The 24,743-nt window shown below is 65.6% G+C and carries 25 protein-coding genes and 1 tRNA gene; 6 read left to right on the plus strand and 20 right to left on the minus strand.

The genetic code is table 11. The features are described from left to right. The first annotated feature begins 70 nt into the window (after positions 1-70). Positions 71-934, plus strand: coding sequence for an RNase adapter RapZ (rapZ, locus tag OIK44_RS21780; protein ID WP_273673879.1), 864 nt, complete (start codon positions 71-73; stop codon positions 932-934). A gap of 36 nt (positions 935-970) precedes the next feature. On the opposite strand, the gene OIK44_RS21785 is transcribed toward rapZ, so the two are convergent. The 8 genes from OIK44_RS21785 to OIK44_RS21820 form a co-directional block, all read right to left on the minus strand. Next, positions 971-2,056: an enoyl-CoA hydratase/isomerase family protein gene (locus tag OIK44_RS21785; protein WP_273673880.1), complete on the minus strand. Its 1,086-nt coding sequence runs from the start codon at positions 2,054-2,056 to the stop codon at positions 971-973. A gap of 120 nt (positions 2,057-2,176) precedes the next feature. Beyond that, a complete protein-coding gene (gene hpf / locus OIK44_RS21790; protein WP_273673881.1) occupies positions 2,177-2,530 on the minus strand; it encodes a ribosome hibernation-promoting factor, HPF/YfiA family in 354 nt (117 codons plus the stop codon). Positions 2,531-2,602: 72 nt separating this feature from the next. Then, positions 2,603-4,066, minus strand: a complete 1,464-nt coding sequence (locus OIK44_RS21795; RefSeq protein ID WP_273673882.1) for an RNA polymerase factor sigma-54 — start codon at positions 4,064-4,066, stop codon at positions 2,603-2,605. Positions 4,067-4,071: 5 nt separating this feature from the next. Further along, positions 4,072-4,827: an LPS export ABC transporter ATP-binding protein gene (gene lptB / locus OIK44_RS21800; RefSeq protein WP_273673883.1), complete on the minus strand. Its 756-nt coding sequence runs from the start codon at positions 4,825-4,827 to the stop codon at positions 4,072-4,074. Further along, on the minus strand, positions 4,827-5,393 hold the full coding sequence (gene lptA / locus OIK44_RS21805) for a lipopolysaccharide transport periplasmic protein LptA (protein WP_273673884.1): 567 nt from the start codon (positions 5,391-5,393) through the stop codon (positions 4,827-4,829). The genes lptB and lptA overlap by 1 nt, the downstream gene beginning before the upstream one ends. Positions 5,394-5,431: 38 nt before the next feature. Further along, positions 5,432-6,022, minus strand: coding sequence for an LPS export ABC transporter periplasmic protein LptC (lptC, locus tag OIK44_RS21810; RefSeq protein ID WP_273673885.1), 591 nt, complete (start codon positions 6,020-6,022; stop codon positions 5,432-5,434). A gap of 60 nt (positions 6,023-6,082) precedes the next feature. Continuing rightward, the gene (locus tag OIK44_RS21815) at positions 6,083-6,616 is read right to left on the minus strand and encodes a KdsC family phosphatase (RefSeq protein ID WP_273673886.1); all 534 of its coding nucleotides are present in this window, start codon (positions 6,614-6,616) and stop codon (positions 6,083-6,085) included. Beyond that, complete coding sequence (locus OIK44_RS21820) at positions 6,616-7,614, minus strand: KpsF/GutQ family sugar-phosphate isomerase (protein WP_273673887.1); 999 nt, start codon at positions 7,612-7,614, stop codon at positions 6,616-6,618. The genes OIK44_RS21815 and OIK44_RS21820 overlap by 1 nt, the downstream gene beginning before the upstream one ends. 109 nt (positions 7,615-7,723) lie before the next feature. On the opposite strand from OIK44_RS21820, the gene OIK44_RS21825 reads away from it, so the two are divergent. Then, a complete protein-coding gene (locus OIK44_RS21825) occupies positions 7,724-9,703 on the plus strand; it encodes a monovalent cation:proton antiporter family protein (protein WP_273673888.1) in 1,980 nt (659 codons plus the stop codon). Between the two features lie 18 nt (positions 9,704-9,721). On the opposite strand, the gene OIK44_RS21830 is transcribed toward OIK44_RS21825, so the two are convergent. The 4 genes from OIK44_RS21830 to gcvA all read right to left on the minus strand — a co-directional run bounded on the left by OIK44_RS21830 (position 9,722) and on the right by gcvA (position 14,150). Further along, positions 9,722-10,858, minus strand: coding sequence for a GGDEF domain-containing protein (locus OIK44_RS21830; protein WP_273673889.1), 1,137 nt, complete (start codon positions 10,856-10,858; stop codon positions 9,722-9,724). Positions 10,859-10,974: 116 nt separating this feature from the next. Then, positions 10,975-11,826, minus strand: a complete 852-nt coding sequence (locus tag OIK44_RS21835; protein WP_273673890.1) for an MOSC domain-containing protein — start codon at positions 11,824-11,826, stop codon at positions 10,975-10,977. Positions 11,827-11,968: 142 nt separating this feature from the next. Next, positions 11,969-13,030: a type II asparaginase gene (locus OIK44_RS21840; protein ID WP_273674034.1), complete on the minus strand. Its 1,062-nt coding sequence runs from the start codon at positions 13,028-13,030 to the stop codon at positions 11,969-11,971. Between the two features lie 154 nt (positions 13,031-13,184). Then, positions 13,185-14,150: a transcriptional regulator GcvA gene (gene gcvA, locus OIK44_RS21845; protein WP_273673891.1), complete on the minus strand. Its 966-nt coding sequence runs from the start codon at positions 14,148-14,150 to the stop codon at positions 13,185-13,187. A 151-nt stretch (positions 14,151-14,301) separates the two neighbouring features. Here gcvA and OIK44_RS21850 point away from each other — a divergent pair, with 151 nt between their 5' ends. The 3 genes from OIK44_RS21850 (at position 14,302) to OIK44_RS21860 (ending at position 15,174) form a co-directional block, all read left to right on the plus strand. After that, on the plus strand, positions 14,302-14,634 hold the full coding sequence (locus OIK44_RS21850) for a DUF2917 domain-containing protein (RefSeq protein WP_273673892.1): 333 nt from the start codon (positions 14,302-14,304) through the stop codon (positions 14,632-14,634). A 119-nt stretch (positions 14,635-14,753) separates the two neighbouring features. Continuing rightward, complete coding sequence (locus OIK44_RS21855; RefSeq protein ID WP_273673893.1) at positions 14,754-14,888, plus strand: hypothetical protein; 135 nt, start codon at positions 14,754-14,756, stop codon at positions 14,886-14,888. Further along, positions 14,869-15,174: an STAS-like domain-containing protein gene (locus tag OIK44_RS21860; RefSeq protein WP_273673894.1), complete on the plus strand. Its 306-nt coding sequence runs from the start codon at positions 14,869-14,871 to the stop codon at positions 15,172-15,174. Before OIK44_RS21855 ends, OIK44_RS21860 begins: the two co-directional genes overlap by 20 nt. Positions 15,175-15,362: 188 nt before the next feature. On the opposite strand, the gene ychF is transcribed toward OIK44_RS21860, so the two are convergent. Then, positions 15,363-16,454 (minus strand): redox-regulated ATPase YchF, encoded by a 1,092-nt coding sequence (ychF, locus tag OIK44_RS21865; protein ID WP_273673895.1) that lies wholly within the window; start codon positions 16,452-16,454, stop codon positions 15,363-15,365. Positions 16,455-16,719: 265 nt separating this feature from the next. On the opposite strand from ychF, the gene OIK44_RS21870 reads away from it, so the two are divergent. After that, entirely contained in the window at positions 16,720-18,585 is a 1,866-nt protein-coding gene (locus tag OIK44_RS21870; protein ID WP_273673896.1) for a DUF3857 domain-containing transglutaminase family protein, read from the plus strand. Positions 18,586-18,602: 17 nt separating this feature from the next. Here the strand turns inward: OIK44_RS21870 and pth are convergent, their stop codons facing one another. From pth to OIK44_RS21905, 7 genes are all read right to left on the minus strand, one after another. Next, positions 18,603-19,187: an aminoacyl-tRNA hydrolase gene (pth, locus tag OIK44_RS21875; protein WP_273673897.1), complete on the minus strand. Its 585-nt coding sequence runs from the start codon at positions 19,185-19,187 to the stop codon at positions 18,603-18,605. Between the two features lie 112 nt (positions 19,188-19,299). Then, complete coding sequence (locus OIK44_RS21880; RefSeq protein ID WP_273673898.1) at positions 19,300-19,923, minus strand: 50S ribosomal protein L25/general stress protein Ctc; 624 nt, start codon at positions 19,921-19,923, stop codon at positions 19,300-19,302. Between the two features lie 186 nt (positions 19,924-20,109). Continuing rightward, positions 20,110-21,060: a ribose-phosphate pyrophosphokinase gene (locus OIK44_RS21885; RefSeq protein ID WP_273673899.1), complete on the minus strand. Its 951-nt coding sequence runs from the start codon at positions 21,058-21,060 to the stop codon at positions 20,110-20,112. Positions 21,061-21,219: 159 nt separating this feature from the next. Next, positions 21,220-21,296, minus strand: a tRNA-Gln gene (locus tag OIK44_RS21890). A 77-nt stretch (positions 21,297-21,373) separates the two neighbouring features. Further along, the gene (gene ispE, locus OIK44_RS21895; protein WP_273673900.1) at positions 21,374-22,258 is read right to left on the minus strand and encodes a 4-(cytidine 5'-diphospho)-2-C-methyl-D-erythritol kinase; all 885 of its coding nucleotides are present in this window, start codon (positions 22,256-22,258) and stop codon (positions 21,374-21,376) included. Then, positions 22,255-22,863 carry an outer membrane lipoprotein LolB gene (locus OIK44_RS21900; protein ID WP_273673901.1) on the minus strand — a complete coding sequence of 203 codons (609 nt, stop codon included), beginning with the start codon at positions 22,861-22,863 and terminating at the stop codon, positions 22,255-22,257. The genes ispE and OIK44_RS21900 overlap by 4 nt, the downstream gene beginning before the upstream one ends. 108 nt (positions 22,864-22,971) lie before the next feature. Beyond that, positions 22,972-24,723 (minus strand): tetratricopeptide repeat protein, encoded by a 1,752-nt coding sequence (locus OIK44_RS21905; RefSeq protein WP_273674036.1) that lies wholly within the window; start codon positions 24,721-24,723, stop codon positions 22,972-22,974. Between the last annotated feature and the right edge of the window lie 20 nt (positions 24,724-24,743).

Genomic DNA, 24,743 nt, shown 5'->3' on the forward strand with positions numbered 1-24,743 from the left:
CCAATTGCAATAAAATGTAAGCAAGATTGCCTTCAGCGCCAAATGGGAAGTTATTGTATGATCGGGGCCTATGCATATCGTCCTCATCACCGGTATTTCCGGCTCCGGCAAATCGGTCGCGCTCAACGTGCTCGAAGACGCCGGCTATTACTGCGTCGACAACCTGCCGCCCGCGCTGCTGAACAGCCTCGTCTCCACCCTGCGCGAGGAGGGCACGGAATTGCTGGCCGTCGCCGTCGACGCCCGCAGCGCCGAATCGCTGGCCGGCTTGCCGCAGGACGTCGGCCGCCTGAAAACGGCGGGCCACGACGTCAAGGTGATGTTCCTGACCGCCACCACCCATTCGCTGGTGGCGCGCTTTTCCGAAACCCGCCGCAGCCACCCGCTGTCGCACGAGTTGCGCCCGGGCCAGAACCCGGCGGCCAGGCGCACGCTGATCGAGTGCATCTCGGAAGAGCGCGAGCGCCTGTCGGCGATCGAGAAACTCGGCCACGTGATCGACACCTCGGAGCTGAGCGCCAGCAAATTGCGCGGCTGGATCAAGGAAATCGTCGCCATCGAGCGCGCCCCGCTGACGCTGTTTTTTGAGTCGTTCGCCTTCAAACTGGGCGTGCCGCTGGACGCCGACTTCGTCTTCGACGTGCGGGCCTTGCCGAACCCCTATTACGACCTGGCGCTGCGCCCGCTGACAGGGCGCGACGCGCCCGTCATCGCCTTTCTCGACGCCCAGCCGGCCGCCGCCGAACTGCTGACCGACATCCGCGACTTCATCGAAAAATGGCTGCCCTCTTTCAAGACGGACAACCGCAGCTACCTGACGGTGGCCGTCGGCTGCACCGGCGGCCAGCACCGTTCCGTGTACATGGCCGAGCGCCTGGCCCAGTACTTCGGACCAAGCGAACGGGTGGTGCTGCGCCACCGCGAGCAACCGTAGGCCGCCCCGGCTTGCCGCCCCGGCTAGCCGACGGCCCTAGGTCAAGTCGCGCAGCGGGTGTGCATACGCCGGCCACACGGGCGCGAAGAAACCCTCCACCATCTGCGCCGTCACGTCGGCCAGCGCCGCCGGCGTCCAGCGCGGCGCATTATCCTTGTCGATGACCAGCGCGCGCACGCCCTCCAGCACCTCGCCGTTGGCGAAGTTGTGGCGCACCAGGGTGCGTTCCATGCGCAGGCAGTCGGCCACGCCCAGCGCGGCGCCGCGGCGCAACAGCTCTTGGGTCACCGACATCATCAGCGGCGAGCGCTGCGCCATCGCCGCCAGCGCCCGCTGCGCGAACGCCGAGTCGTCCGCCGCCAGCGAGGCCGTCACGGCCGCCACGGAGTCCATGCCGAAATGGCGGTCGATGGCGGCGCGCGCGCCCTCCAGCGCGCTGGCGCCGGCGTCGCCGCGCAAGGGCGCGGCAAAGGCGGCGATGGCGCCGCGCAGTTGCGCGCCCGGCGTCGCCTCGATCAGCGCCGCCAGCTCGGCCATGCGCGCCTGCGGCACGAAGTGGTCGGCCAGGCCGGCGTAGAGCGCGTCGGCCGCGCCTATCGTCAACCCCGTCAGCCCCAGGTAATGGCCCAGGCGGCCCGGTGCCCGCGACAGGAAATAACTGCCGCCTACGTCGGGGAACAAGCCGATGTTCACCTCCGGCATGGCCATCTTCGTGCCCTCGGTGACGATGCGCACGCGGCTGTCCGGGCCGGCCTGGGCCACGCCCATGCCGCCGCCCATGACGACGCCGTCGAGCAAGGCCACATAGGCTTTCGGGTAGTAATGGATCAGGTGGTTCAGCGCGTATTCCTCGCTGAAGAAATCCTCCAGCAAGGCGCTGCCGTCCAGCGGCGTGGCGCGTCCGGCGTCGTGGAAGAAGCGGATGTCGCCGCCGGCGCAAAAGGCTTTCGCGCTGCTGCTGCGTATCACCACGGCGTCGACGCCGGCGTCGTCGCGCCAGGCCAGCAACGCCTGCGCCAGCGCGCGCACCATGTCCAGCGACAGCGAGTTCAGCGCCTTGGGACGGTCGAGGGTGATGCAACCGGTGCGGTTGCGGACGCAGGTGTGGACGAATTCGCTCATGACAGGATCGCTGTGGTGGAAGGAAAGGTATTGTAGCGTGCCCGGCGCCGCGCGCGGCACGGGCGCAAAAAAGGGCGCGAGATGCGCGCCCTTAGTTGGGGTGGAAAAGCGGCGGCCGGATTAGACGGCGGCGGCTTCGAAGGAGTCAGGCAGGTGTTTGATGGCCTCGTGACCGTGCTCTTGCACTTTGGTTTTGTACTTCATGACCTGACGGTCCAGTTTGTCGATCAAGGTGTCGATGGCAGCATACAGGTCTTGCGACAGGCTTTCCACGTACACGGTCTTGCCGGACATGCGCAGGTTAATTTCCGCTTTTTGACGCTTTTCTTTTTCTTTCAGGTTATCTACGGTCAGAATGACAGCAATATCAATGACTTGATCGAAATGGCGTTTGACGCGCTCCAGTTTGGTTTGTACGTATTCACGGATGGCCGGTGTCACTTCGAGATGATGTCCGCTGATAGTGAGATTCATACACACTCCTAAAGATAATGTCGGGTTCTTGCCTTCGCCGATGCGCTGGCGCGCAGAGGAACCAAAGTAAAACTACAACGATTTTCGCAGACTGACTGGCGGGATCTTCAGCGCTTCCCGGTATTTGGCAACAGTACGCCGCGCAATCACCATGCCTTGTTCTCCCAGCATGTCCGCAATCTTACTGTCGGATAAAGGGTTTTTCGGGTCTTCAGCTCCTGTCAATTGCACAATTAACGCCCGTATCGCCGTCGACGAGGCTTCGCCCCCCGCTTCGGTGGCGACATGGCTACCAAAAAAATACTTCAACTCAAACATGCCATGCGGGGTCAGCATATATTTCTGAGTTGTTACCCGAGAAATAGTACTCTCGTGTAAACCCAGTGTATCAGCTATTTCACGGAGTACAAGGGGGCGCATCGCCACGGCCCCGTGCGAGAAGAAATTTTTCTGCCGTTCAACAATTGCCTGGGCCACGCGCAAGATGGTGTCGAAGCGCTGGCGCATGTTCTTGATCAACCATTTTGCCTCCTGCAGTTGCGCGCCCATCGCCCCCTCGCCCTTGCCCTGCTTGAGCAGGTTGGCGTACAGGGCGTTCACGCGCAGGCGCGGCATGACCTCGTGGTTCAGGCTGACCTGCCAGCCGCTGCGGGCGCGCTTGACGATGACGTCCGGCACGACGTAGTCGGCGACGTCGGCGGCGAACACGGCGCCCGGATGGGGATTGCACAGGCGGATCACCGTCTGCGCCTCGCGCAAGTCCTCGTCGTCGCAGGCCAGGGCCTTTTTCAGCTTGTTGAAGTCGCGCTGGGCGAACCAGCCCAGGTGCTGCTCGACGATCAACAGCGCCATGCGCCGCGTCACCAGCGCAATGTGCGGCAGGCGCTTGATTTGCAGGGCCAGGCATTCGGCCGCGTTGCGCGCGCCCACGCCGGCCGGGTCGAAGCTTTGCAGCAGCGCCAGCGCCGTGCGCAGCTCGTCGGCGTCGATCTCCAGCTCGTCCGGCAGGCGCGCCAGGATCGCGTCGAGGCCCTCCTCAAGGTAGCCGTTGTCGTCGAGCGCGTCGATGATCAGCTCGACCAGCGCGCGGTCGCGCAGCGGCTGCACGGTGACGCGCATCTGCTCCATCAGGTGTTCGCGCAGCGTGCGCTGGCTCGCCTCCAGCTGCGGCCGGGCGTCGTCGTCCTCGGGCGCCTTGGCGCGGCCGGCCTCGCCCCAGTCGCCGGCCTCGCCGCCGTCCGGAGCCTCGTAGGGTTCGGCGTCGGCCGCCGCGCCGTCCTGCGCCGGCGCCTCGGCCGACGCCTCGGCCGGCGTCTCGGCCGGCGCCGTGCCCGGGCTCAGCGCGCCGTCGGCCAGCAGCCGCAGCGAGCGGTCCAGCGGGTCGTCTAGGCGTTCGAGCAGCGGATTATCGCCGAGCAGCTGTTCGAGCTCCTGGTGCAGCTCCAGGGTCGACAGTTGCAGCAGGCGGATGGACTGCTGCAATTGCGGCGTCAGCGCCAGGTGCTGCGAGGTGCGCAGCTGCAGGGATTGTTTCATCGGTTTTACATGCGGAAGTGTTCACCCAGGTAGACCCGCCGCACCGATTCGTTGGCGATGATGTCGTCGGGCCGGCCCGAGGCCAGCACGGCGCCCTGGTTGATGATGTAGGCGCGGTCGCAGATGCCCAGCGTTTCGCGCACGTTGTGGTCGGTGATCAGCACGCCGATGCCGCGCTCCTTGAGGAAGCGGACGATGCGCTGGATCTCGATGACGGCGATCGGGTCGACGCCGGCGAAGGGTTCGTCGAGCAGCACGAAGCGCGGGTTGGTCGCCAGCGCGCGCGCGATCTCGACGCGGCGCCGCTCGCCGCCCGACAGCGACAGCGCCTGGTTCTCGCGCAGCTTCTCGATCTGCAGGTCGGCCAGCAGCGTGTCCAGGCGCGTCTCGATCTCCGCCTTCGTCAGCGCGCGGCCGTCGACGCTCTGGATCTCCAGCACGGCGCGGATATTGTCCTCCACCGTCAGCTTGCGGAACACCGACGCCTCCTGCGGCAGGTAGGACAGGCCGAGCTGGGCGCGGCGGTGGATCGGCAGGGCCGAGATGTCGACGCCGCTGATGTCGATACTGCCGGCGTCCGACGGCACCAGGCCGACAATCATGTAGAAGGAGGTGGTCTTGCCGGCGCCGTTGGGCCCCAGCAGGCCGACCACTTCGCCGCACTCGACCTGCAGCGAGACGTCGTGCACGACCTGGCGCTTGCCGTAGCTCTTTTGCAGGCCGCGCACGATCAGGGTGCTGCCGCAGCGGGTGTCGGCCATTACTTCTTCCCCTGCGGCGCGGCCGGCGCGGTGGCGGCGCCGTGCGGCTGGATCACCATGCGCACCGAACCGCCGCCCGGCTTGCTTTCGCCGGTGGCCGTGTTTTCCATCGCGAACAATTCGCGCCGGCTGTCATACGAGATGAACGGCCCCTCGGCCTCCTCGGTTTTCTTGCTGCCCTCAAGGCGGGTCAGCTTGGCCTTGGCGAACAGCTTGACCATCTCCGTCTTGTCGTCGTACTCGACGCGTTCGGCCTCGCCCTCGACCCACAGGTCGCCCTCGCCGTCGCGCTTCTGGCGGAAGGTCGCCAGCTTGCCGGGCGCGGCCCAGAAGGTGGCGAACTGGTAGCCCTGCGGGTCGATCGTCACCAGCGCGCGGCCGGCCTTCATCGTCAGCGTGCCCTTGGTCAGCACGACGTTGCCGGTCAGCGTGCGGGTCTGCCTGACCTCGTCGGCGACGCCCTGTTCGGCGGTGATTTCCGTCTGCTTGCCCGAATCGGCCTTTTCCGCGCGGGCGGCGCCGCCGAAGGCTGCGCACATTAGCGCGAATAGCAACATGTTCTTCATATACTCACTCCTGAATAAGATCGGTGCCGGCGCGCCTGTCAGCGCGGCGCCGGCGGTATCGTGATGTGCAACTGGTGGGCGACGTCGATCTGGCGCGTCGCGTTGTTGGCGCGCATGCCAATGCCGTTCATGCGCGTGCTGCCCAGCAGCAGCGCCACGGCCTGGTCCGTTTCCATGCGGTCGGCGTCGGGAAACACCGTCAGCGCCGGCGTCTTCAAGTTCAAGCTTTGCACGGTGGGGCCGGCGGCGCGGTCGACGACGACATTGCCCGTCAGCCTGACCCGGCTGTTATCCTGGTCGATGCGGCCGCGCTCGGCGCGCACGTCCATCGGCGGCACGTCCGTCGACAGCTTGCGCACATAGGGCAGCTCGATGTCCGCCGAGTCGTCGACGGGCCGGTGCGTCAGCTTGGTGCCGGACACGATGTAGGCGGGCCGGCCCACCTTGTCCATGCGCACGATGCTGAAATTATCGACGAAATAATCGGGCTCGTTGCGCTGCTGGTCGCTCTGCATGTCCTGGCCGCGCTGGTTCACCAGCTGCAGCAGCCAGAAGCTGCCCAGCGCCAGCGCGGCGATGGCCAGCACGCTGCCGCCAGTGCGCCAGCGGTGGGCGACGCGCTTACGCATAGCGCCCCCGGCCATAGCGCCCCCGGCCATGGCGCCCCCGGCGCGAATCGGGCCGGCCGCTCATACGATGAACTGCGCCAGCACGCGCGCGTAATTGCCTTGGGCCCGCAGCAGCAGCTCGCACACCTCGCGCACGGCGCCGCGGCCGCCGGCGGCCGTCGTCACATGGTGGGCGCGCTGGCGCACCTCCTCCCGGCCGTCGGGCACGCTGACGGCGAAGCCGGCGCGCGCCAGGATCGGCAGGTCGACGACGTCGTCGCCGATGAAGCCGCACTGCTCGGCCGTCAGGCCCGTCGTTTCCAGCAACTGGTGGAACGGCGTCAGCTTGTCGTGGCCGCCCTGGTGCACATGGGCGATGCCGAGGTCGGCGGCGCGGCGCGTCACGATCGCCGAGCGGCGCGCGCTGATGATGGCCGTCTGCACGCCCGACTCCTGCAACAGCTTGATGCCGAGGCCGTCGTGGACGTTGAAGGTCTTCAGCGCCTCGCCGTCGGCGCCGTAGTGCAGGCTGCCGTCGGTGAGGACGCCGTCGACGTCGAAAATCATCAGGCGCACGCGGGCGGCGCGCTGCAGCGTGTCTTCGGTGGGCGCCATCAGATCACCTTCGCGCGGGTCAGGTCGTGGATGTGCAGCGCGCCGACCAGCTTGCCGTCGGCGTCGACGACGAGCATCTGGTTGATGCGGTAGCGCTCCATCACGGCGACGGCGTCGACGGCCAGGCGCTCCGGGCCGATGCTGTGCGGATTGGCGTGCATGACGTCGCGGATGAGCACGCGGGTGAAGTCCTGCACCTTCTCGATCATGCGCCGCAGGTCGCCGTCGGTGAACACGCCCAGCGGGCGCTGTTCGGCGTCGACGATGGCCGTCATGCCCATGCCTTTCTGGGTGATCTCCTCCAGCGCCTCGGTCAGCGTGGCCGTGGCGGCGACGGCCGGCACGGCGGCGCCGCTGCGCATGACGTCGCGCACATGGGTCAGCAGGCGCCGCCCCAGCGCGCCGCCCGGATGCGAGCGGGCGAAATCCTCTTCCTTGAAGCCGCGCAGGTCGAGCAGCGCGACGGCCAGCGCGTCGCCCAGCGCCAGCGTGACGGTGGTGCTGGCCGTCGGCGCCAGGTTCAGCGGACAGGCTTCCTTGGCCACCGACACGTCGAGGTGGACGTCGGCCAGCTGCGCCAGGCTCGATTGCGGTTTGCCCGTCATCGAAATGAGGATGCCGCCCATGCGCTTGACGATGGGCACGATGGCCATCAGCTCGGCGCTTTCGCCGGAGTTCGAGATGGCGATGAAGGCGTCGTCCGAGGTCACCATGCCGAGGTCGCCGTGGGCCGCCTCGGCCGGATGGACGAACAGGGCCGGCGTGCCCGTCGAGGCCAGCGTGGCGGCGATCTTGCGGGCGATGTGGCCGGACTTGCCGATGCCGGACACGACCACGCGGCCGCGGCAGTTCAGCAGCAGCGCGACGGCGCGGCCGACGCTGTCGTCGCTGGCCAGGCGGGCGTGCAGCGCGGTGATCGCGTCCGCCTCGATTTGCAAGGTGTCGCGCGCCAGTTGCAGCGCCCGCTGCGCGGTGGGGACATCAAAAGCTTTCAGCATTGTTTTTTCATGGGTTACACTCATGCCCAAAGTATAAACGAATTAGGAAAGCAAAAAACTTGCCAGTCACAACAAACAACGAAATCCCCCGACCGTCCAGGCCCGCGCCATGTTTTCCTCGCTCGAACTGACCCTCCTGCTGCTGGGCAGCGCCGTGCTCGGCGTGGTCGCCTTCCGCATGCTGCATTTGCCGCCCATGCTCGGCTATCTGACGGTCGGCATCATCATCGGCCCGCACGCGCTGGGCCTGGCCGCGCAGAGCGCCACCACCCACACGCTGGCCGAATTCGGCGTCGTCTTCCTGATGTTTTCCATCGGCCTGGAGTTTTCCCTGCCCAAATTCATGGCGATGCGGCGCATCGTCTTCGGCCTTGGCATGGCCCAGGTGGTGCTGACGATCGCCGCGACGATGCTGTTCGGCTGGCTCGTCGCCAGCCAGTTGCCCGCCACCATACACCTGAGCTGGCAAGCCTGCTTCGCCCTGGGCGGCGCGCTGGCCATGTCGTCGACGGCCATCGTGTCAAAAATGCTGACAGAGCGGCTCGAACTTGAAAGCGAACACGGCCGCAAGATCATCGGCATCCTGCTGTTCCAGGACTTGGCCGTGGTGCCCCTGCTGATCCTGATCCCCTCGCTGGCGAAAAACCCCGACGACTTGCTCGCCACGCTGGCCTGGGCCAGCGGCAAGGCCGTCGTCGTGCTGCTGCTGCTGCTGTTCATCGGCCAGAAACTGGTGCGCGGCTGGTTCACCATCGTCGTCAAGCGCCGCTCGCAGGAGCTGTTCATGCTGAACCTGCTCCTGATCACGCTGGGCGCGGCCTGGATCACCGAGCGGGCCGGCCTGTCGCTGGCCCTGGGCGCCTTCGTCGCCGGCATGCTGATCTCCGAGACGGAATACAAGCACCAGGTCGAGGAAGACATCAAGCCCTTCCGCGACGTGCTGCTGGGCCTGTTCTTCATCACCGTCGGCATGCTGCTCAACGTCCGCGTCGTGCTCGACAACTGGTGGCTGGTGCTGTTGCTGCTGTGCGGCCCCGTGCTGCTGAAATTCGCCCTGATCGCCGTGCTGGCCAAGCTGTTCGGCGCCTCGACGGGCGTGTCCATGCGCACCGGCCTGGCGCTGGCCCAGGCCGGCGAATTCGGCTTCGTGCTGCTGAACCTGGCCGGCGGCGTCGCGCTGATGGACGCCTTCCTGATCCAGGTCGTGCTGGCGTCGATGGTGCTGTCGATGCTGGTGGCGCCGCTGATCATCGCCAAGTCCGACCAGATCGTCATGAAGGTGGCCAGCAACGAGTGGATGATGCAGTCGCTGGCGCTGACGCGCATCGCCACGCGCACCATGTCGACGCAAAGGCACGTCATCATCGCCGGCTTCGGCCGCAGCGGGCAAAGCCTGGCGACCCTGCTGGCCGAGGAAAAAATCGACTACCACGCGCTCGACCTGGACCCGGAGCGGGTGCAGGAGGCGCAGGCGGCCGGCGCCAGCGTCTCGTACGGCGACGCGGCGCGGCGCGAAAGCCTGGTCGCGGCCGGCATCTACCGGGCCAGCGCCGTCGTCATCACCTACGCCAGCACGCCGTCGGCGCTGCGGGTGCTGCACCTCGTGCACGAACTGGCGCCGACGCTGCCGGTGATCGTGCGCAGCCACGACGACAGCGACCTCGACCTGCTGAAGACGGCGGGCGCGGCCGAGGTGGTGCCGGAATTGATGGAGGGCAGCCTGATGCTGGCCTCGCACGCGCTGATCATGCTGGGGGTGCCGCTGCGCCGCGTGGTGCACCGCGTGCAAGCCGCGCGCGAAGAGCGCTACGCCTCGCTGCGCGGCTACTTCCACGGCGCCAGCGACGTCGGCGACGACGCCGAGCTGGTGCGCCTGCATTCCGTGACGCTGGGCGAGAGCGCCGGCAGCGTCGGCCTGGCGCTGGGCGACGTCGACGTGGCCGGCTGCGGCGCCGAGGTGGCGAGCATACGCCGCGGCAAGGCGCGCGTCGGCGTCGACGCCGAGACGGTGCTGGAGGCCGGCGACGTGGTGGTGCTGCGCGGCGCGGCCGACGCCGTGACGCGGGCGGAGAGCCGGCTGCTGCGCTGACGCCTCCCGCCTAGTCCTCTAGCGGTAGCTGACGACCTGGTTGCGGCCGCGCTCCTTGGCCTGGTACAGCGCGCTGTCGGCGTGGGCGATGAGCTGCTGGGCGACGGCCTCGATCGAGCAGTCGTGGTCGTAGTCGCCCAGGCTGGCGACGCCGATCGACACGCTGGCGTTGACCTTGACGCCGGCCGGCAGGTGGAACAGCGCGTCGGCGATGCTGGCGCGGATGCGCTCGGCGACGATGGCGGCGCTGTCAAGGTCGGCGTCGATCAGCAGCACGACGAATTCCTCGCCGCCGAAGCGGGCCAGCGCGTCCGAGCGGCGCAACTCGTCCTTGATGCGCACGGCCACTTCGCGCAGCACCTCGTCGCCGCCCTGGTGGCCGACCGAATCGTTGACGCGCTTGAAATGGTCGATGTCGATGTACATGAAGGAGATGCGGTAATCCTGGCGGCGGGCGCGGGCGATCTCTTCGAGCAGGCGGCGGTCGATGTAGCGGCGGTTGTAGACGCCCGTCAGCGAATCGGTCAAGCCTATGTACTTGAGCATCTCGTTGCTGATGACGTTTTCCAGGCAGATCGCGATGATCGAGGCCATGTGCTCGATGAAGTCGGTGCCCAGTTGCGCCGTGAAGCGCGACGCGTCGACGCTGCCCAGGTTCAGGCTGCCGATGACGCGCTTGTTGCGCAGCAGCGGCACCAGCGCGACGCTGCGCAGGCCGCCCTTAATCTCCGGAAACAGCTTGCCGTGCACGCCGCGCTCGAAGGGGCCAAGCAGCGGCTTCGGCGGCAGCGCGTGGGCGCTGCGCGTCGGCGCGAAGCCCAGGGCGGCCTCCTCGCGCACGAACAACAAGTTGGGGAAATCGGCGAAATCGACGCCCAGCTTTTCCATCACGAGCAAAATGTCGGCGTCCTCGTCGAGCAGGCTCAGGGTCACGCTGTCGAGTTCGGAAATGACCGGCAGCGTGCGGAAAATCGTGCCGACCAGCTCGGGAAAGGTGGCGGAGCCGACGATTTCCAGATCGAAGGCCTGGTGCCGGCACATGATCGCGTGGTTCTGCTCGGCCTGCTGCAGCAAATCCGCCATGCGCTCGCGCAAGGCTTGATTCTCCGCCGCCAGGCTGGCCGCCGAGATGTTTGCTGTCACTTTGTGCGTCATAAAAAACCCTTATCCAAAAGCGCGCCGGCTCGCGCGGCGCGCCGGCATGGTAGAACATTACGCCAAGTCGGCATGCTTGGATATGTCAAAGCGTATAAAGACGACATGATATCTTGTCAGAATGCCAGTTCGACGCCGATTTCCTGGCCCACGCGGATACGCTCGTCGGCGCCGTCGACGACGATGCAATTCATGCCGAAGCAAATGGCGCCGTCCAGCTCCGGCTTGCCGCGGTAGCTTTGCAAGATGTCGAGCGGGTCCGGGCCGGGCACGCCGCTGGCCTGGTCGTTGGCCGGAATCGAACAGCGCGAGCACGGCTTGACCGGTTTCAGCGCCATCGCGCCGAAGGCGAAGGACTCGACATAATCCTCCTCGAAGGCGGCGAGATCGGCCAGCACCAGGTTCGGGCGGAAGCGGTTCATCGGGATCGCGGCGCGGCCGGCCCGCAGCAGCCTGTCGTTCAAGTCGTCCAACGAGGCGGCGCCGGCCAGCAGCACCGGGTAGCCGTCGGAAAACAGCGTCGGCGCGTCGACGGCGCCGGTCCACTTGCGGCTGGCCAGGCGCCGGGCGTGCGGATGGAAGCGCACCAGGCGGCAGGGCACGCCGATGGCGTTGGAAAACCAGGCGGCCGTGACGGCGTCGCAGTCGTAAGCCTTGAGCGTGTCGTCCCATACCTGCACGGCCAGGGTCGGCGCCAGCTCCGGATCGGGCAGGCCGAGTTCGATTTCCAGGCGCAGCATGCCGGGGGCGCGCAACTCCAGCGTATTCGCCTTCAGGCGCGGCGTGATCAGCGCCATGCGCGGATGCTCGCGCTGGCTCAGGAAGCGGCCGGCGGCGTCGACCACCATCCACTCGCGGTCGTAGATCTGCTCCGTCATCAGGCCGGCGCGCGTCAGCGTCGCCTCGCGCAGGGCGATGCCGGCGCAGGATTTGATCGGATACAGGGTGATGTCGGTGAGGATGGCCATACGCCCGGGGCCGCGCTGGGCGCCGCCGTTTTGTTGTTCAAAGGCGAAGTATGGCAGCAAAGCACGCCAGCGTAAATCCACGCGGCGCGGCAGGGCTGCGGCGCAGCGGGCGCGCCATCGCGGCGCACCCGCTGCGACACGATCAATACGTGTAGAACATGCGCTGGATGTCCTTGCTGCTGGCCGTTTTGGTCAGCGCCAGCATCAGCAGGATGCGCGCCTTCTGCGCGTTCAGCGTGTCCGACACGACGGTGTCGAGTTCGTCGTCGTTGGCCTCGCCGTTGCGGGCGACGATGCCCTGGCCGACGCGGCTGGAACGGACGATCAGCACGCCCTTCTTGCGCGCCTCGACCAGCGGACCCTTCATCTGCGCGGCGATGCTGCCGTCGCCGACGCCGGCCTGGATGATGCCCTTGGCGCCGGCGGCGACGAAGGCGTCCAGCGCGACCCGGTTCATGTCGGCGTAACCATAGATGATGTCCACTTTCGGCAGCGCGTCGAGCTGGCTGACATCGAATTCGCTGTCGGCCGTGTGCTTGCGCGTCGACTGGCGGTAGAAATACGGCTTGTTGCCCTGGATGTAGCCGAGCATGCCCAACTCCGTCGACTTGAAGGTGTCGGTGGTCGAGGTGTTGGTCTTGCTCACTTCGCGGGCGGCGTTGATCTGGTCGTTCAGCGCCACCAGCACGCCCTTGCCGACGGCTTCCTGGCTACCGGCCAGCAACACCGCGTTATACAGATTGATCGGGCCGTCGGCCGAGATCGCCGTCGCCGGGCGCATCGCGCCGACCACCACCACCGGCTTGCGGCTCTTCACCGTCAAGTCGAGGAAATATGCGGTTTCCTCGATGGTGTCGGTGCCGTGGGTGATGACGATGCCGTCGACGTCGGACTGGGCCAGCAGCACATTGACGCGCTTGGCCAGCTTCAGCCAGTGCGCATTGGTCATGCTTTCGCTGGCGATCTGGAACACTTGCTCGCCCTTGACGCTGGCGACCTTCTGCAATTCGGGAACGGCGGCGATCAGGCGTTCGACGCCGATGGTGGCCGAGGTGTAGCCCACCGTCGTGGTGCTGTCGGCGCCGCTGCCGGCGATGGTGCCGCCGGTCGCCAGAATGACGACATGGGGCAGCTTGGCGGCGGCGTCCTGGGACTGGGCCGGGGCGGCGGCCAGCAGGCCGGCCGTCAGGAAAGCGCCGAACATGGCGCGCGCGCGTACATTGAGGGTGTGGGAAAACATGGGTCTCCAGTCGGTTAGGGCCGGGCCTGTCGGAGAGGCTGTCTTTTTTTACTTCACATACCCAACCGACATGCGAGGGCGCGGCAAGCATTAATATATTTCGCGCCCGGATTATAGTTCATTGCCACTCCTGCCGGTAGTCATGTTCGTACAACTGCAAGTTACAATTGGGCAACTCAGGCCAGCCGGACTGGGCGCCGAACTGCGCCACCTGGGCGAACAGCCAGTTGCGGAAGGCGAGGACCTCGGGCCGCAGCAGGGTGTGCGGCGTGCAGACGAAGTAGTAGGCGTAGGGGCACTTGACGGCCGTGTCGAACAAGCGCACCAGGTCGCCGCTGGCCAGTTCCGGCGCGACGATGACGTGGCGCGCCAGCGCGATGCCGTCGCCGTTGGCGGCGGCCCGTATCAGCATCGCCAGGTCGTGGAAGACGATGCCGCCGCTCGGCTCGGCGACGTCGGTACCGGCCGCGCGCAGCCACGGCAGCCAGGGCTCGTCGTCGCCGCGCAGCATGTGGAATTGCGCCAGCTCGTGCGGCGTGGCCGGCAACTTGCCGCCGTTGTATTTGGGGCTGACGGCCGGATAGTAATAGTCGGCCATCAGTTTTTCCACCGTCAAGCCGGGATAGTTGCCGGTGCCGAAGCGGATGCCGACGTCGACGGCCTGGCGCTCCAGGTCGACCAATTGCCCGCTCGACTGCAGCACCACCTCGACGTCCGGATACAGGTCGATGAAGTTGCCCAGGCGCGGCGCCAGCCAGCGCGCGGCGAACGAGGGCATGGCCGTGATCGTCAAGCGCTTTTGCCCGGCCGTCGCCTTCAGGGCCTCGGCCGCCGTGGCGATTTCCATCAGGGCCTTGCGCACGGTGGAGGCGAAGCGCTGGCCCTCGGCCGTGACGGTCAGGCGCTTACCCTTGCGCAGGAACAGGGCCACGCCCAACTCCTCCTCCAGGCCGCGGACCTGGTGGCTGACGGCGCCGTGGGTGACATGGATTTCCTCGGCGGCGCGGGAAAAATTCTCGTGGCGGGCCGCCGCTTCGAAGGCGCGCAAGGCGGCGAGGTTGGGCAAGCGACGCAGATCGGCCATATTTTTTATGTGAGAAAAATGAGCAAGCGATGGGAAAATATATCATTTTGCTGCGACGCACACAAGACGTAAGATGACGTTGTCCGGCGCTGACATCCGAGGATCGAAACCTTCGATCCAGCACGCCGGCCCCTACTGAATGGTGAACATCATGAGAGAATTATTCGCAAACAGCCTGAATCTCGAAGCTGGCCAGGTAGTGTCCGGCGTGGCCCGCCAGAAACGCAACCTGCGCATCGCCAGCGGCCGCGTCTGGATCACCGTCGAGGGCGAACTGTGCGATTACTGGCTCGGCGCCGGCGACACCTTCACCGTCCCGACCGGCCGCCTGCTCGTCATCGAGGCCGACCACCAGGCCAGCCGCGTCGACTTCATCAGCAGCCGCAAGCCGTCCGCCGCCGGCGGCCTGCTCACCCAACTGAGCCAGCTGGCACAGCGCCTGCTCGCCAGCAAACCCGGCGCCGCCCCGTGCGCCTCGCGCTAAGGCGCCCCGGCATGATCGCGGCGCCGCCGCCACGAAAAAAAAGCCGCGAATATTGAATTTCGCGGCTTTTTTTGTGTCCTACTGTGCAATGGCGGCGCGCACGCCTGCAGGAGGGGCGAATGGAAACGAGCAGCGTGACTGAAATCGCCACGCTTGCTCATGCGCTGCGCAACACCGTGCAAATGGATATCAGCGCTGTCTACGATAGTTTTCCGCTGCCGGAGGGAATGCGTGATGACGATTGCAATTTTTAGCGTTGGCATTGAGGACCTTGCCAAAGAGCTGACGACCCGGCCGGTAGGCGCACAGGCGCGAGCACAGTTGCTGGCCTTGCTAGACGAACACGACGGCATTGATATCGACTTCCACAACCGCAGCCTGACGCCCTCGTTTGCCGACGAATGCATAGGCCAGCTCGCGGCTCAGCTTGGACTGGAGGATTTCAAGCAGCGCGTCAAGCTAAGGAACCTCAGCGCATCGAGCCGCCCCCTGGTCAAGCACGTGATACTCACCCGTTGCGCCGCCGCCATGCCGCATTAAACGCCCCCTGCGACCGCTTCCATGGTGCGGACAGCATCGACGGGATCACATTTCAAAACCACGCCATCAGCAGCCAAGAGTACGCGGGCAGGCAGCGGAAATGAAAACGCCCTCTTTGCAGAGGGCGAACCGGGCATTTCCACGCAGATCAGAAATATTCTGAAATCGCTAGAAAGCGCTTTGACAACTTAGACGTTGAACAGGAAGTTCAACACGTCGCCATCCTTGACCACATATTCCTTGCCCTCGGCGCGCATCTTGCCCGCCTCTTTCGCGCCGGCCTCGCCCTTGTAGGTGATGAAGTCGTCGTAGGCGATGGTCTGGGCGCGGATGAAGCCGCGCTCGAAGTCGGTGTGGATCACGCCGGCCGCCTGCGGGCCCGTGTCGCCGATGTGGATGGTCCAGGCGCGCACTTCCTTGACGCCGGCCGTGAAGTAGGTCTGCAGGCCGAGCAGCTTGTAGGCGGCGCGGATCAGACGGTCCAGGCCGGGCTCGGCCATGCCCATGTCGCTCAGGAAGGCTTCCTTGTCGGCGTCGTCGAGGTCGGCGATTTCCGATTCGATCGAGGCGCAGATGGCGACCATGGGCGCATTCTGCGACTTGGCGTAGGCGGCCAGCTGGTCCAGTAGCGGATTGTTTTCAAAGCCGGAATCGGAGACGTTGCCGACGTACATGGCCGGCTTGGCCGTGATCAGGCACAACGGCTTGATCAGCAGCATTTCATCGGCGTCCAGGCCCATCGCGCGCACCGGCTTCGCTTCGTTCAGGTGCGGCATCATGCGTTCGAGCAGCGCGACCAGCTTGGTCGCGTCCTTGTCCCCGGAGCGGGCTTTCTTGTTTTCGCGGTGGATGGCTTTTTCCACGGTGCCCATGTCGGCCAGCGCCAGTTCCGTCTGGATCACTTCGATGTCGTCCAGCGGGCTGATCTTGCCGGCCACGTGGATCACATTGTCGTCCTCGAAGCAGCGCACGACGTTGACGATGGCGTCCGTTTCGCGGATGTGCGAGAGGAACTGGTTGCCCAGGCCCTCGCCCTTCGACGCGCCCGCCACGAGGCCGGCGATGTCGACGAATTCAACGATGGCGTTGACCATGCGCTCGGGCTTGACGATCGCCGCCAGCGCAGCCATGCGCGGGTCCGGCACTTCGACGACGCCGACGTTCGGCTCGATGGTGCAGAACGGGTAGTTTTCGGCCGGAATGCCGGCCTTGGTCAGGGCGTTGAAAAGGGTGGACTTGCCGACGTTAGGCAGGCCGACGATGCCGCATTGGAGACTCATGGAAAACCTTTAATAATCAAAGCACGGCTGCGCCGGAGAGCGGCGCGGCGGCGGTGCTGTTAGCGAAAACGGGGCGCATCGCCGCATTTCCGGGAAATGGTGTTGTTTTGCAGCGTTCAGGGGTCAATTGTAACCTTCCCGCCGATGGTATTCAAAAGAGTTATGCTGCGGGGAGGCCAAGTTGCGTTGGCTCAAGAGGCTTTGCGGCCGGCACACTACCATTCCGGAACCCGTCCGCCGTCCGCCGTCCGCCAAGGAGTCCGACATGCGCATCGCCTTCCCGTCCCCGCGGCGCGTCGCGGCCGCCCTGCTGTGCGCGGCCGCCTGCTGCGGCGCGCAGGCCCGCGACACCGGCACCGACGCCGCCGTCGTCATCGAGCGCTACGCGCAATCGTATGTCGTCGCCGCCGACGGCAGTTACACGCTGACGGTCGACGATGAGCGCAGCATCGTGCTGGAACGGGCCATCGGCCCGCATGGCCAGTATTACATCAGCTACAACGGCACGCTCGACAGCGTCGGCGCCATCGCCGCCTATACGGAAAAGCCGGACGGGCGCCGCCTCGCCGTCGGCCCGGCGCAGATCCGCGACCAGCACGAACCGCTGTCGGCCGAGGCGCCGATGTTCCAGGATATCCGCGTCAAGGTGATCGTCTTCCCCGACGTGGCCGTCGGCGACCGGCTGGTGCTGCACTATGTGCTGACGCGCTCGGGCGCCCTGTTCCCCGGCCACTTCGAGGATTTGTCGTCGTCGCAGTTTTTCCTCAACAAGGCTTTCAGCCTGCGCTACGACTTGCCCGAGGATATGCCGCTGTACGCGGACGCCGTCGGCTTCGCGCCCGTCGCCATCGCCAGCCCGCCGGGACGGCGGCGCTACCAGTGGAATTACATACCGGGCGAAAACAGCCGCATCGAGGCCGACTCCGTCAGCTACCTCGACTACGGCAAGCGCCTGGCCGTGTCGACCTTCGGCGGCTACGCCGCCTTCGCCCGCGCCTACGAGGCCGGCGCGCGCGGCAAGGCGGCCGTGACGCCGGCCATCGCCGCGCTGGCGCGGCAGTTGACGGCCAGCCGCACCGACCCTCGCAGCCAGGCCCTGGCGCTGAGCGACTGGGTGCGCAAGCATATCCGCTATGTCGCCGTCTACATCGGCCCGGGCGGCGTCGTGCCGCACGCGGCCGACAGCGTGCTGGCGCAGCGCTACGGCGACTGCAAGGACCATGCGGTGCTGCTGGAAGCCTTGCTGGCGGCGGCCGGCATCGACAGCAGCGGCGCGCTGCTCAACAACGGCAATGTGTTCCGCCTGCCGGACGCGCCGACGCTGGGCATTTTCAACCACATCATCACCTATATTCCCAGCCTGGACCTGTATCTCGACCCGACCGCCGAGACGATCGCGGCCGGCTATCTGCCGAAGCAGGATCTGGGCAAGCCCGTGCTGCTGCTCAAGTCCGGCCGGCTGGCCGCGACGCCGGCGTCGCAGGCCGAGCACAGCCGGAACAGGATCACTTTCCAGATCGGCAAGAACGGCAACAGCCTGTTCCGCGTCACCAAGACCAGCGCCGGCGCCATCGCCGAGCCCTACCGGCAGGCGCTGCGCGGCACCGGCCAGGCCGAGCGCGACGCCCTCGTCGAGCGCATGCTGCAGGGTGTCGGCCAGCGCGGCTATGGCGTCGTCGATCCGGGCCGGCTCGACGGCAACGGCGACGAGTATCAGATGGTGTTTGCGGGAGTGAGCGACAACTTCGCCAATTTGCCCGGCCAGGCGGGCATCGCCACGGCCTTCAGTTTTTGGGGCGGGGTCGCCGAAACGGTCTACGCGCTGGCGCAGGAGAAGGAGCGCAGCCAGGACTATATCTGCCCGGCCGTCGACAGCGAGGATGAAACGCGCTTCGAGTTTGCGCCCGAGGTCAGCATTCTGGCGCTGCCGGCGGAACTGGCGCTGCGCCAGGGGCAGCTCGACTACCGCGCCGACTATCGGCGCGCGGGCAATACCGTGACGGTGCGGCGCAGCCTGAAGTTCAAGCCGGCGGGCATGGTTTGCACGGCCGCCGACTTCCAGCGCCTGCGGCCGCTGGTCGAGCAGATGGTGCGCGACCTGAAAAGCCAGGTCATCGTCGAGGTGCGCTAAGCTAAACTGTATGCAACTTAAACTGTATGCAACTGCATGGTGGCAATGTCGAGCTTGCCTTCGCAGGCCAGCGGCAGCACGCGCAGGCTTTTCTCGATCGCTTCCTCGATCAGCACCTGCTCTTCCTTGCGCGGCCGGTGCAGCACGAAGTCGGCCACGGCCTGCTGCGACGCCGTCGTGCGCGGGTGGCCGATGCCCAGGCGCAGGCGCCAGTAGTCTTGCGTGCCGAGCGCGGCGCTGATGTCTTTCAAGCCGTTGTGGCCGCCCGCCGAACCGCCCTTCTTCAGCTTGGCGATGCCGGGCGCGAGATCGAGCTCGTCGTGCACCACCAGCACCTCGTCGGGGGCGATCTTGTAGAAGCGGGCCAGCGCGCCGACCGACTGGCCGGAGCGGTTCATGAAGGTTTGCGGCTCCAGCAGCCACACTTCGCGGCCGGCGATGGCCGTCTTGGCGACGAATGCGTTAAAGCGCGACTCGCGCTGCAGGCGCGTGCCGGGCAGGCTGTTGGCCAGCTGGTCCACCAGCCAGAAGCCGGCGTTGTGGCGGGTTTGTTCGTATTCGGGGCCGGGGTTGCCGAGGCCGACGATCAGGCGAATGGGCATGGCGTTCTGACAAAAAGAAAAATCCGATTATCGCGGAAAATGGGCGATAAAAAACCCGCCAGGCGGGTTTTTTATCGATGCGGCCGCGCGGGGCGGCCGCTTCAGGCAAAAATTACTTCTTGCCTTTTTTGGCTGCAGGAGCCGCGTCGGCTGCTGGAGCGGCTTCGGCGGACACGTGGCCTGGTGGCACCAGAGCGGTGGCAACGGTTTGGTTCTTGCCGTGAGCGATCACGGTCACGCCTTCTGGCAAGGTCAGGTCGGCCAGGTGGACCGAGTGGCCGACGTCGATGTTCGACAGGTCAACGGTGATGAACTCTGGCAGTTTGCCTGGCAGGCAGGACACTTCCACTTCGTTCAGCACGTGGCTGATCGTTGCGGCGTGCAGTTTCACGGCTGGCGATACTTCAGCGTTGGCGAAGTGCAGCGCCACTTTCATCTGGATCGCTTTGTCAGCCAGAACGCGCTGGAAGTCAGCGTGCAGGACCAATTGTTTGTACGCGTGGACTTGGAAGTCGCGCAGCAGCACTGGCTGGCTGACGCCGTCGATTTCCAGATCCAGGATCGACGAGTGGAACACTTCTTTTTTCAGCGCGTGGTACAGCGCGTTGTGGTCCAGCGAGATCGTCACCGGGGCTTCGGTGCCACCGTAGACGATACCTGGGGTTTGGCCGGAAATACGCAGGCGGCGGCTCGCTCCGGTACCTTGCAGATCACGTTTGAATGCGATAACTTTCATTTGTTGCTCCAAAAAGAACAAGGCTTGCGCCTTGCGTTGCGACATCCCCCGCGACCAGGGGATGTCGAGAAATGGGCGCGGCAGCCGCGCCCAAGAAGACGGTGAAAACTACAGCGGCGCAACCGGCAATTGTGCCGGCCGCGCCGCTGAAAATACTGCTGATGCTGCCCGTATCTTAGTCGATACTTAGTCGATAAACAGCGAAATAACGGAATCGCCTTTGATAATGCGTTTAAACGTTTCAGCCAGCAGGGGCGCGCAGGTCAGTTGGCGGATCTTGCCGCAGGCCAGGGCCGCTTCCGACAGGGGAATCGTGTCGGTGACGACCAGCTCGTCCAGCGGCGAGGCGCTGATGCGCTCGATCGCCGGGCCGGACAGCACCGGGTGCGTGCAATAGGCGATGACTTTCTTGGCGCCGCGCTCTTTCAGCACTTCGGCCGCTTTCGTCAAGGTGCCTGCCGTGTCGACCATGTCATCCATGATCACGCAGTTGCGGCCTTCGACTTCGCCGATGATGTTCATCACTTCCGACACGTTCGCCTTCGGGCGGCGCTTGTCGATGATGGCCAGGTCGCAGCCGAGGCGTTTCGCCAGCGCGCGGGCGCGCACGACGCCGCCCACGTCCGGCGACACGACCAGCAAGTCCTGGTAATTCTTCTTTTGCAGGTCGCCCAGCAAAATCGGCGAGGCGTAGATATTGTCGACCGGGATATCAAAGAAGCCCTGGATCTGGTCGGCGTGCAAGTCCATGATCAGGACGCGCTCGACGCCGGCTTCTTCCAGCATGTTGGCGACGACTTTGGCGGAGATCGCCACACGCGCAGAGCGCGGGCGACGGTCTTGGCGGGCATAGCCGAAATACGGGATCGCGGCGGTGATGCGGCCGGCGGAAGCGCGTTTCAAGGCGTCGACCATCAGGATGATTTCCATCAGGCTGTCGTTGGTCGGAGCGCAGGTCGATTGCAAAACGAAGACATCCTTGCCGCGGACGTTTTCATTGATCTCGACCATCACTTCGCCGTCGGAGAATTTGGAAACGTTGGCCTTGCCGAGGGGGATGCCGAGATTTTTTGCGACCCCTTCTGCCAAAGCCGGATTAGCGTTGCCGGTAAAAACCATCAGGTTTTCGTAAGCCATTGGAGGAGTCCCAAGAGGTAAGCGTTGATATCTTGAAAAGTCACTAGCCAGGCGAAAGCCCGGCTGGCGCTGTGTTTAGGATGACCCGCAGGGCGGGAGCATCAATCTTGCCCTGACTGGACGCCAACTTCGCATCGACAGATCTGCAGGGAAAATGAATGGCAGGGGAAGAAGGATTCGAACCTTCGCATGCTGGAATCAAAATCCAGTGCCTTAACCAACTTGGCGATTCCCCTACGCAACTGACTGCTTTCCGTCACTAGGCCAGTATTCTAGCGCCTAATCAACGTAAAGCCAAATTTATTTTTCCTACTTACAACACCGCAAACATCGGGTGGCGGCTCAGCGCCTTCGCCTTCCAGGCCGTCCAGACGGGGGGCACTTTACAGAGCACCGCATCGGCATCGTCCTCGCTGGAAAACGCGCAAAACACGCAAGCACCGGAGCCAGTCATCCTGGCCTTGCCGTAACGCCCCAACCACTCCACCGCTGCTGCTACCGGCGGGAATAATCGGCTTGCCACTTGCTGTAAATCGTTCCTACCAAAGCCGCCCACATCGTTTTCAACCATGAGGTGCCTGGAAAAGTCCGCTATTGTGACGAGTTTTGTATCCCGTGTCAAATCCTCGGCGCAAAATATTTTCGCCGTCGGCACGGCCACGCCCGGCTCGATGACGACATACCAACAATCGGGCGCGGCCACCGCCTGCAAAGCCTCGCCCACACCCTCGGCGAAGGCCGTCTCGCCGAAAATGAAAAACGGAATGTCTGCGCCCAGCGGCAAGCCCAGCGCCATCAACTCGGCGCGCGTCAAGCCCGCCCGCCACAGACGGTTCAGCGCCATCAGCGTGGTGGCGGCGTCGGACGAGCCGCCGCCCAGGCCTCCACCCATCGGCAACACCTTCTCGATGGCGATATCGACGCCGGGCGGCAGCGCGCCGCTGCGGCGCAGCACCTCGGCCTGCAGCAAGCGGGCGGCGCGCATGATCAAATCCTGCTCCTCCGGCACGCCGGCGACCTCGCTGACGCGGCGGATCGCCGTGTCGCCGCGCAACTGGAAATGCAGCACATCGCCGCGGTCGATCAACTGGAACACGGTTTGCAGCAAATGATAGCCATCGGCGCGGCGGCCGTTAACGTGCAAAAACAGATTCAGCTTGGCCGGGGCCGGGCAATCGAGCAGGCTGGCGGGCGTCATGGCTGCTCCTCAACGATGACAATGCGGATCGCCACGGCTGCCGAGTCAAGGCTGGCGGCGCGCTCGGCGTCGATGCGCTTGGGCCGCGGCGCGCCGGCGCCGTCCTGCCAGGACACAAAATTCAGGCGCCAGCCATCGCGCGTGGTGACGCTGGCGTGCAGCGGCGAGGCAACGAAACGGCCGCCGTCGGCGCCCACCGCATAGCCCTGCAACCAGTCGCGCAAGCCGGACACCGGCAACGGCCAGCCCAGCGCCTGCGCGCTCAGCGCGTCGACGTCGGCGGCCGCGCGCGGCGCCTGGCCGGCCTGCGTCAACGTCGCCAGGCCGGGCGCGACGGCGATCGTGGCAATGGTCGACCCCAGCGGCGAGGCCAGGCTGACGTCGACGCGCTCGCCGCGCTGCTGCCAGACGAACTTGCCCGACAAAGACTCCGGCTTGTCATCGCGCTGATAATTCACCATCAAACGGCCGGCCAACTCCACGCTGTCGCGGTAAGGCGCCACCGGCTGCGCCGACGGCGGCACAGCGGTCGTCACACAGCCCGCCAACAGCGCGCACGCGCAGGCAAGGACAAGAAAATTCTTTCGCGCCAGGAACAAAGTCATAAGAAAAATAGATTGGGGAAATTAGCAACATTGGGGTCAGGTCTAGACATGGCGGTTTTCACCGAAAAACCGCCATGTCTAGACCTGACCCCAGGGGGTGAAGCAAGTTTACAGGCTCAGGTTCAGGCGCGCCAGCGTGCTTTTCAGGGCGCCGTTGTGCGGGTCTTTGGCACCCGCTTCGCGCCACAGTTTTTCCGCTTCGGCTTTGTCGCCCTTTGCCCACAGCACTTCGCCAAGGTGGACGCCGATTTCAGGGTCGCTGCGCAAGGTGTAGGCGCGCCGCAGCATGTCTTCGGCATCTTGCAGATTGCCGAGGCGGAATTGCACCCAGCCCATGCTGTCCATGATGAAGGGGTCGCCCGGCGCCATTTTCAGGGCTTTGTCGATCAGCGCGTGCGCTTCCGGCAGGCGGATGTTGCGCTCGGCCAGGGAGTAGCCCAGCGCGTTGTAGGCGTGGTGGTTGTTCGGGCTCTGCGCGATGACGCGGCGCAAGCTCGTTTCCATGATGTCGAGCTTGCCCAGTTTTTCCGCCAGCAGGGCGAAGTCGTACAGCAGTTCGGCGTTGTCGGGGAAGCGTTTGAGGGCGTTTTCCAGCACCGTGAACGCGCTCTGTGTATAGCCTGCGTCGCGCAGCAACTGGGCGTCCGTCAGGAAGGTTTGCGCCTGCTCGTCGGCTTCCTCGGTCTTGATGTCGGCCAGCACCTTGCGCGCGCCGTCGAGGTCGCCGTGTTTGGCCATCAGTTGCGCCCGGCGTATCTTGGCCTCGAAGTAAGGCCGGCCGTCGCGCCCGTCGATCTGGTCCAGCCATTGCAGCGCGCCGGCCGTGTCGCCTTTTTCCTCGGCGATCTGGGACAGTATCATGTGCACCTTGGCCGGGTCGCGCTCGTCGTTCGGCTTGGCCGCCAGCACGGCGAGGAATTGCTTGAAGTGGGCTTCGGCCGCCGCCGTGTCGCGCAGTTGCATCGAGAGGATGCCGAGCGCGTACAGGGTGCCGACGTTGTCGGGCTGGGCCTTGAGCAGCATCTGGAATTGCTGGCGCGCCGGGTCGAACTGTTTCTGGTCGATCAGCAGGCGCGCGTAGGCGGTGCGCACGTCGCGGGCGCCGGGATTGCTGGCAAGGAAGGTCGTCAGCACGCCCCGGGCTTCCTCCGGTGTGCCCGCCACCTGGGCCAGCGTCAGCGCCGCCAGCTCGGAGGCCGGCTTGATCTGCAGCGCGCGCTGCGCTTCTTGGGTGGCGCGCTCGCGCTGGCCCATCGCGAACGCGCTTTGCGCCAGCACGAGGTGGCTTTCCTGCATGGCCAGATACGGCGCCAGCACGCGTTCCAGCATGGCGAAGGCGGCCGCCTTGTCGCTGGCCCGGGCCAAGAATTGCTGCATCTGGAACATGCTCAGCGGGCGCGCGGCCGGCGCCGCGTCGTTCAGGCGCTGGACGAAGATCGGTTCGGCTTCGCCCATCTGCTCGCCCAGCACAACGAAGCCGAGGAAGTACTGTTTCGCCTCTTCCGAGTCGGGCGACAGTTCGCGCCACAGGCGGATCGCCGCCAGCGCTTCGCCGCCCTGCTTGGCCGCCAGCGCCATCTCGGCGGCGCGGCGGGCGATGCGCGGGTCGCGCGTTTGCTGGGCCACGCTCATCAGCGTGACGAAGGGGCCTTGCCAGCGGCCCGTCTTGAATTCCAGCTCGGCCTTGGTCAGTTTGTAGAGCAGCTCGCTGTTCAGCGCCAGGCTGGGCAAGACTTCGTCCGCGGGCGCGGGCGCAGGCGCTGGCTCGGCGGCGGTTTCCTCCGGCGGCTGCGGCGGCGCCGCCGCGGCTGCGCTGGCGACGGGCGCCTGCGGCGGCGCGACCACGGCGCACGCCGACATCAGGGCGGAGAGGGTTACAA

The organism is Janthinobacterium fluminis, from assembly GCF_028595325.1.
In the GTDB taxonomy this organism is placed as follows: domain Bacteria; phylum Pseudomonadota; class Gammaproteobacteria; order Burkholderiales; family Burkholderiaceae_D; genus Janthinobacterium; species Janthinobacterium fluminis.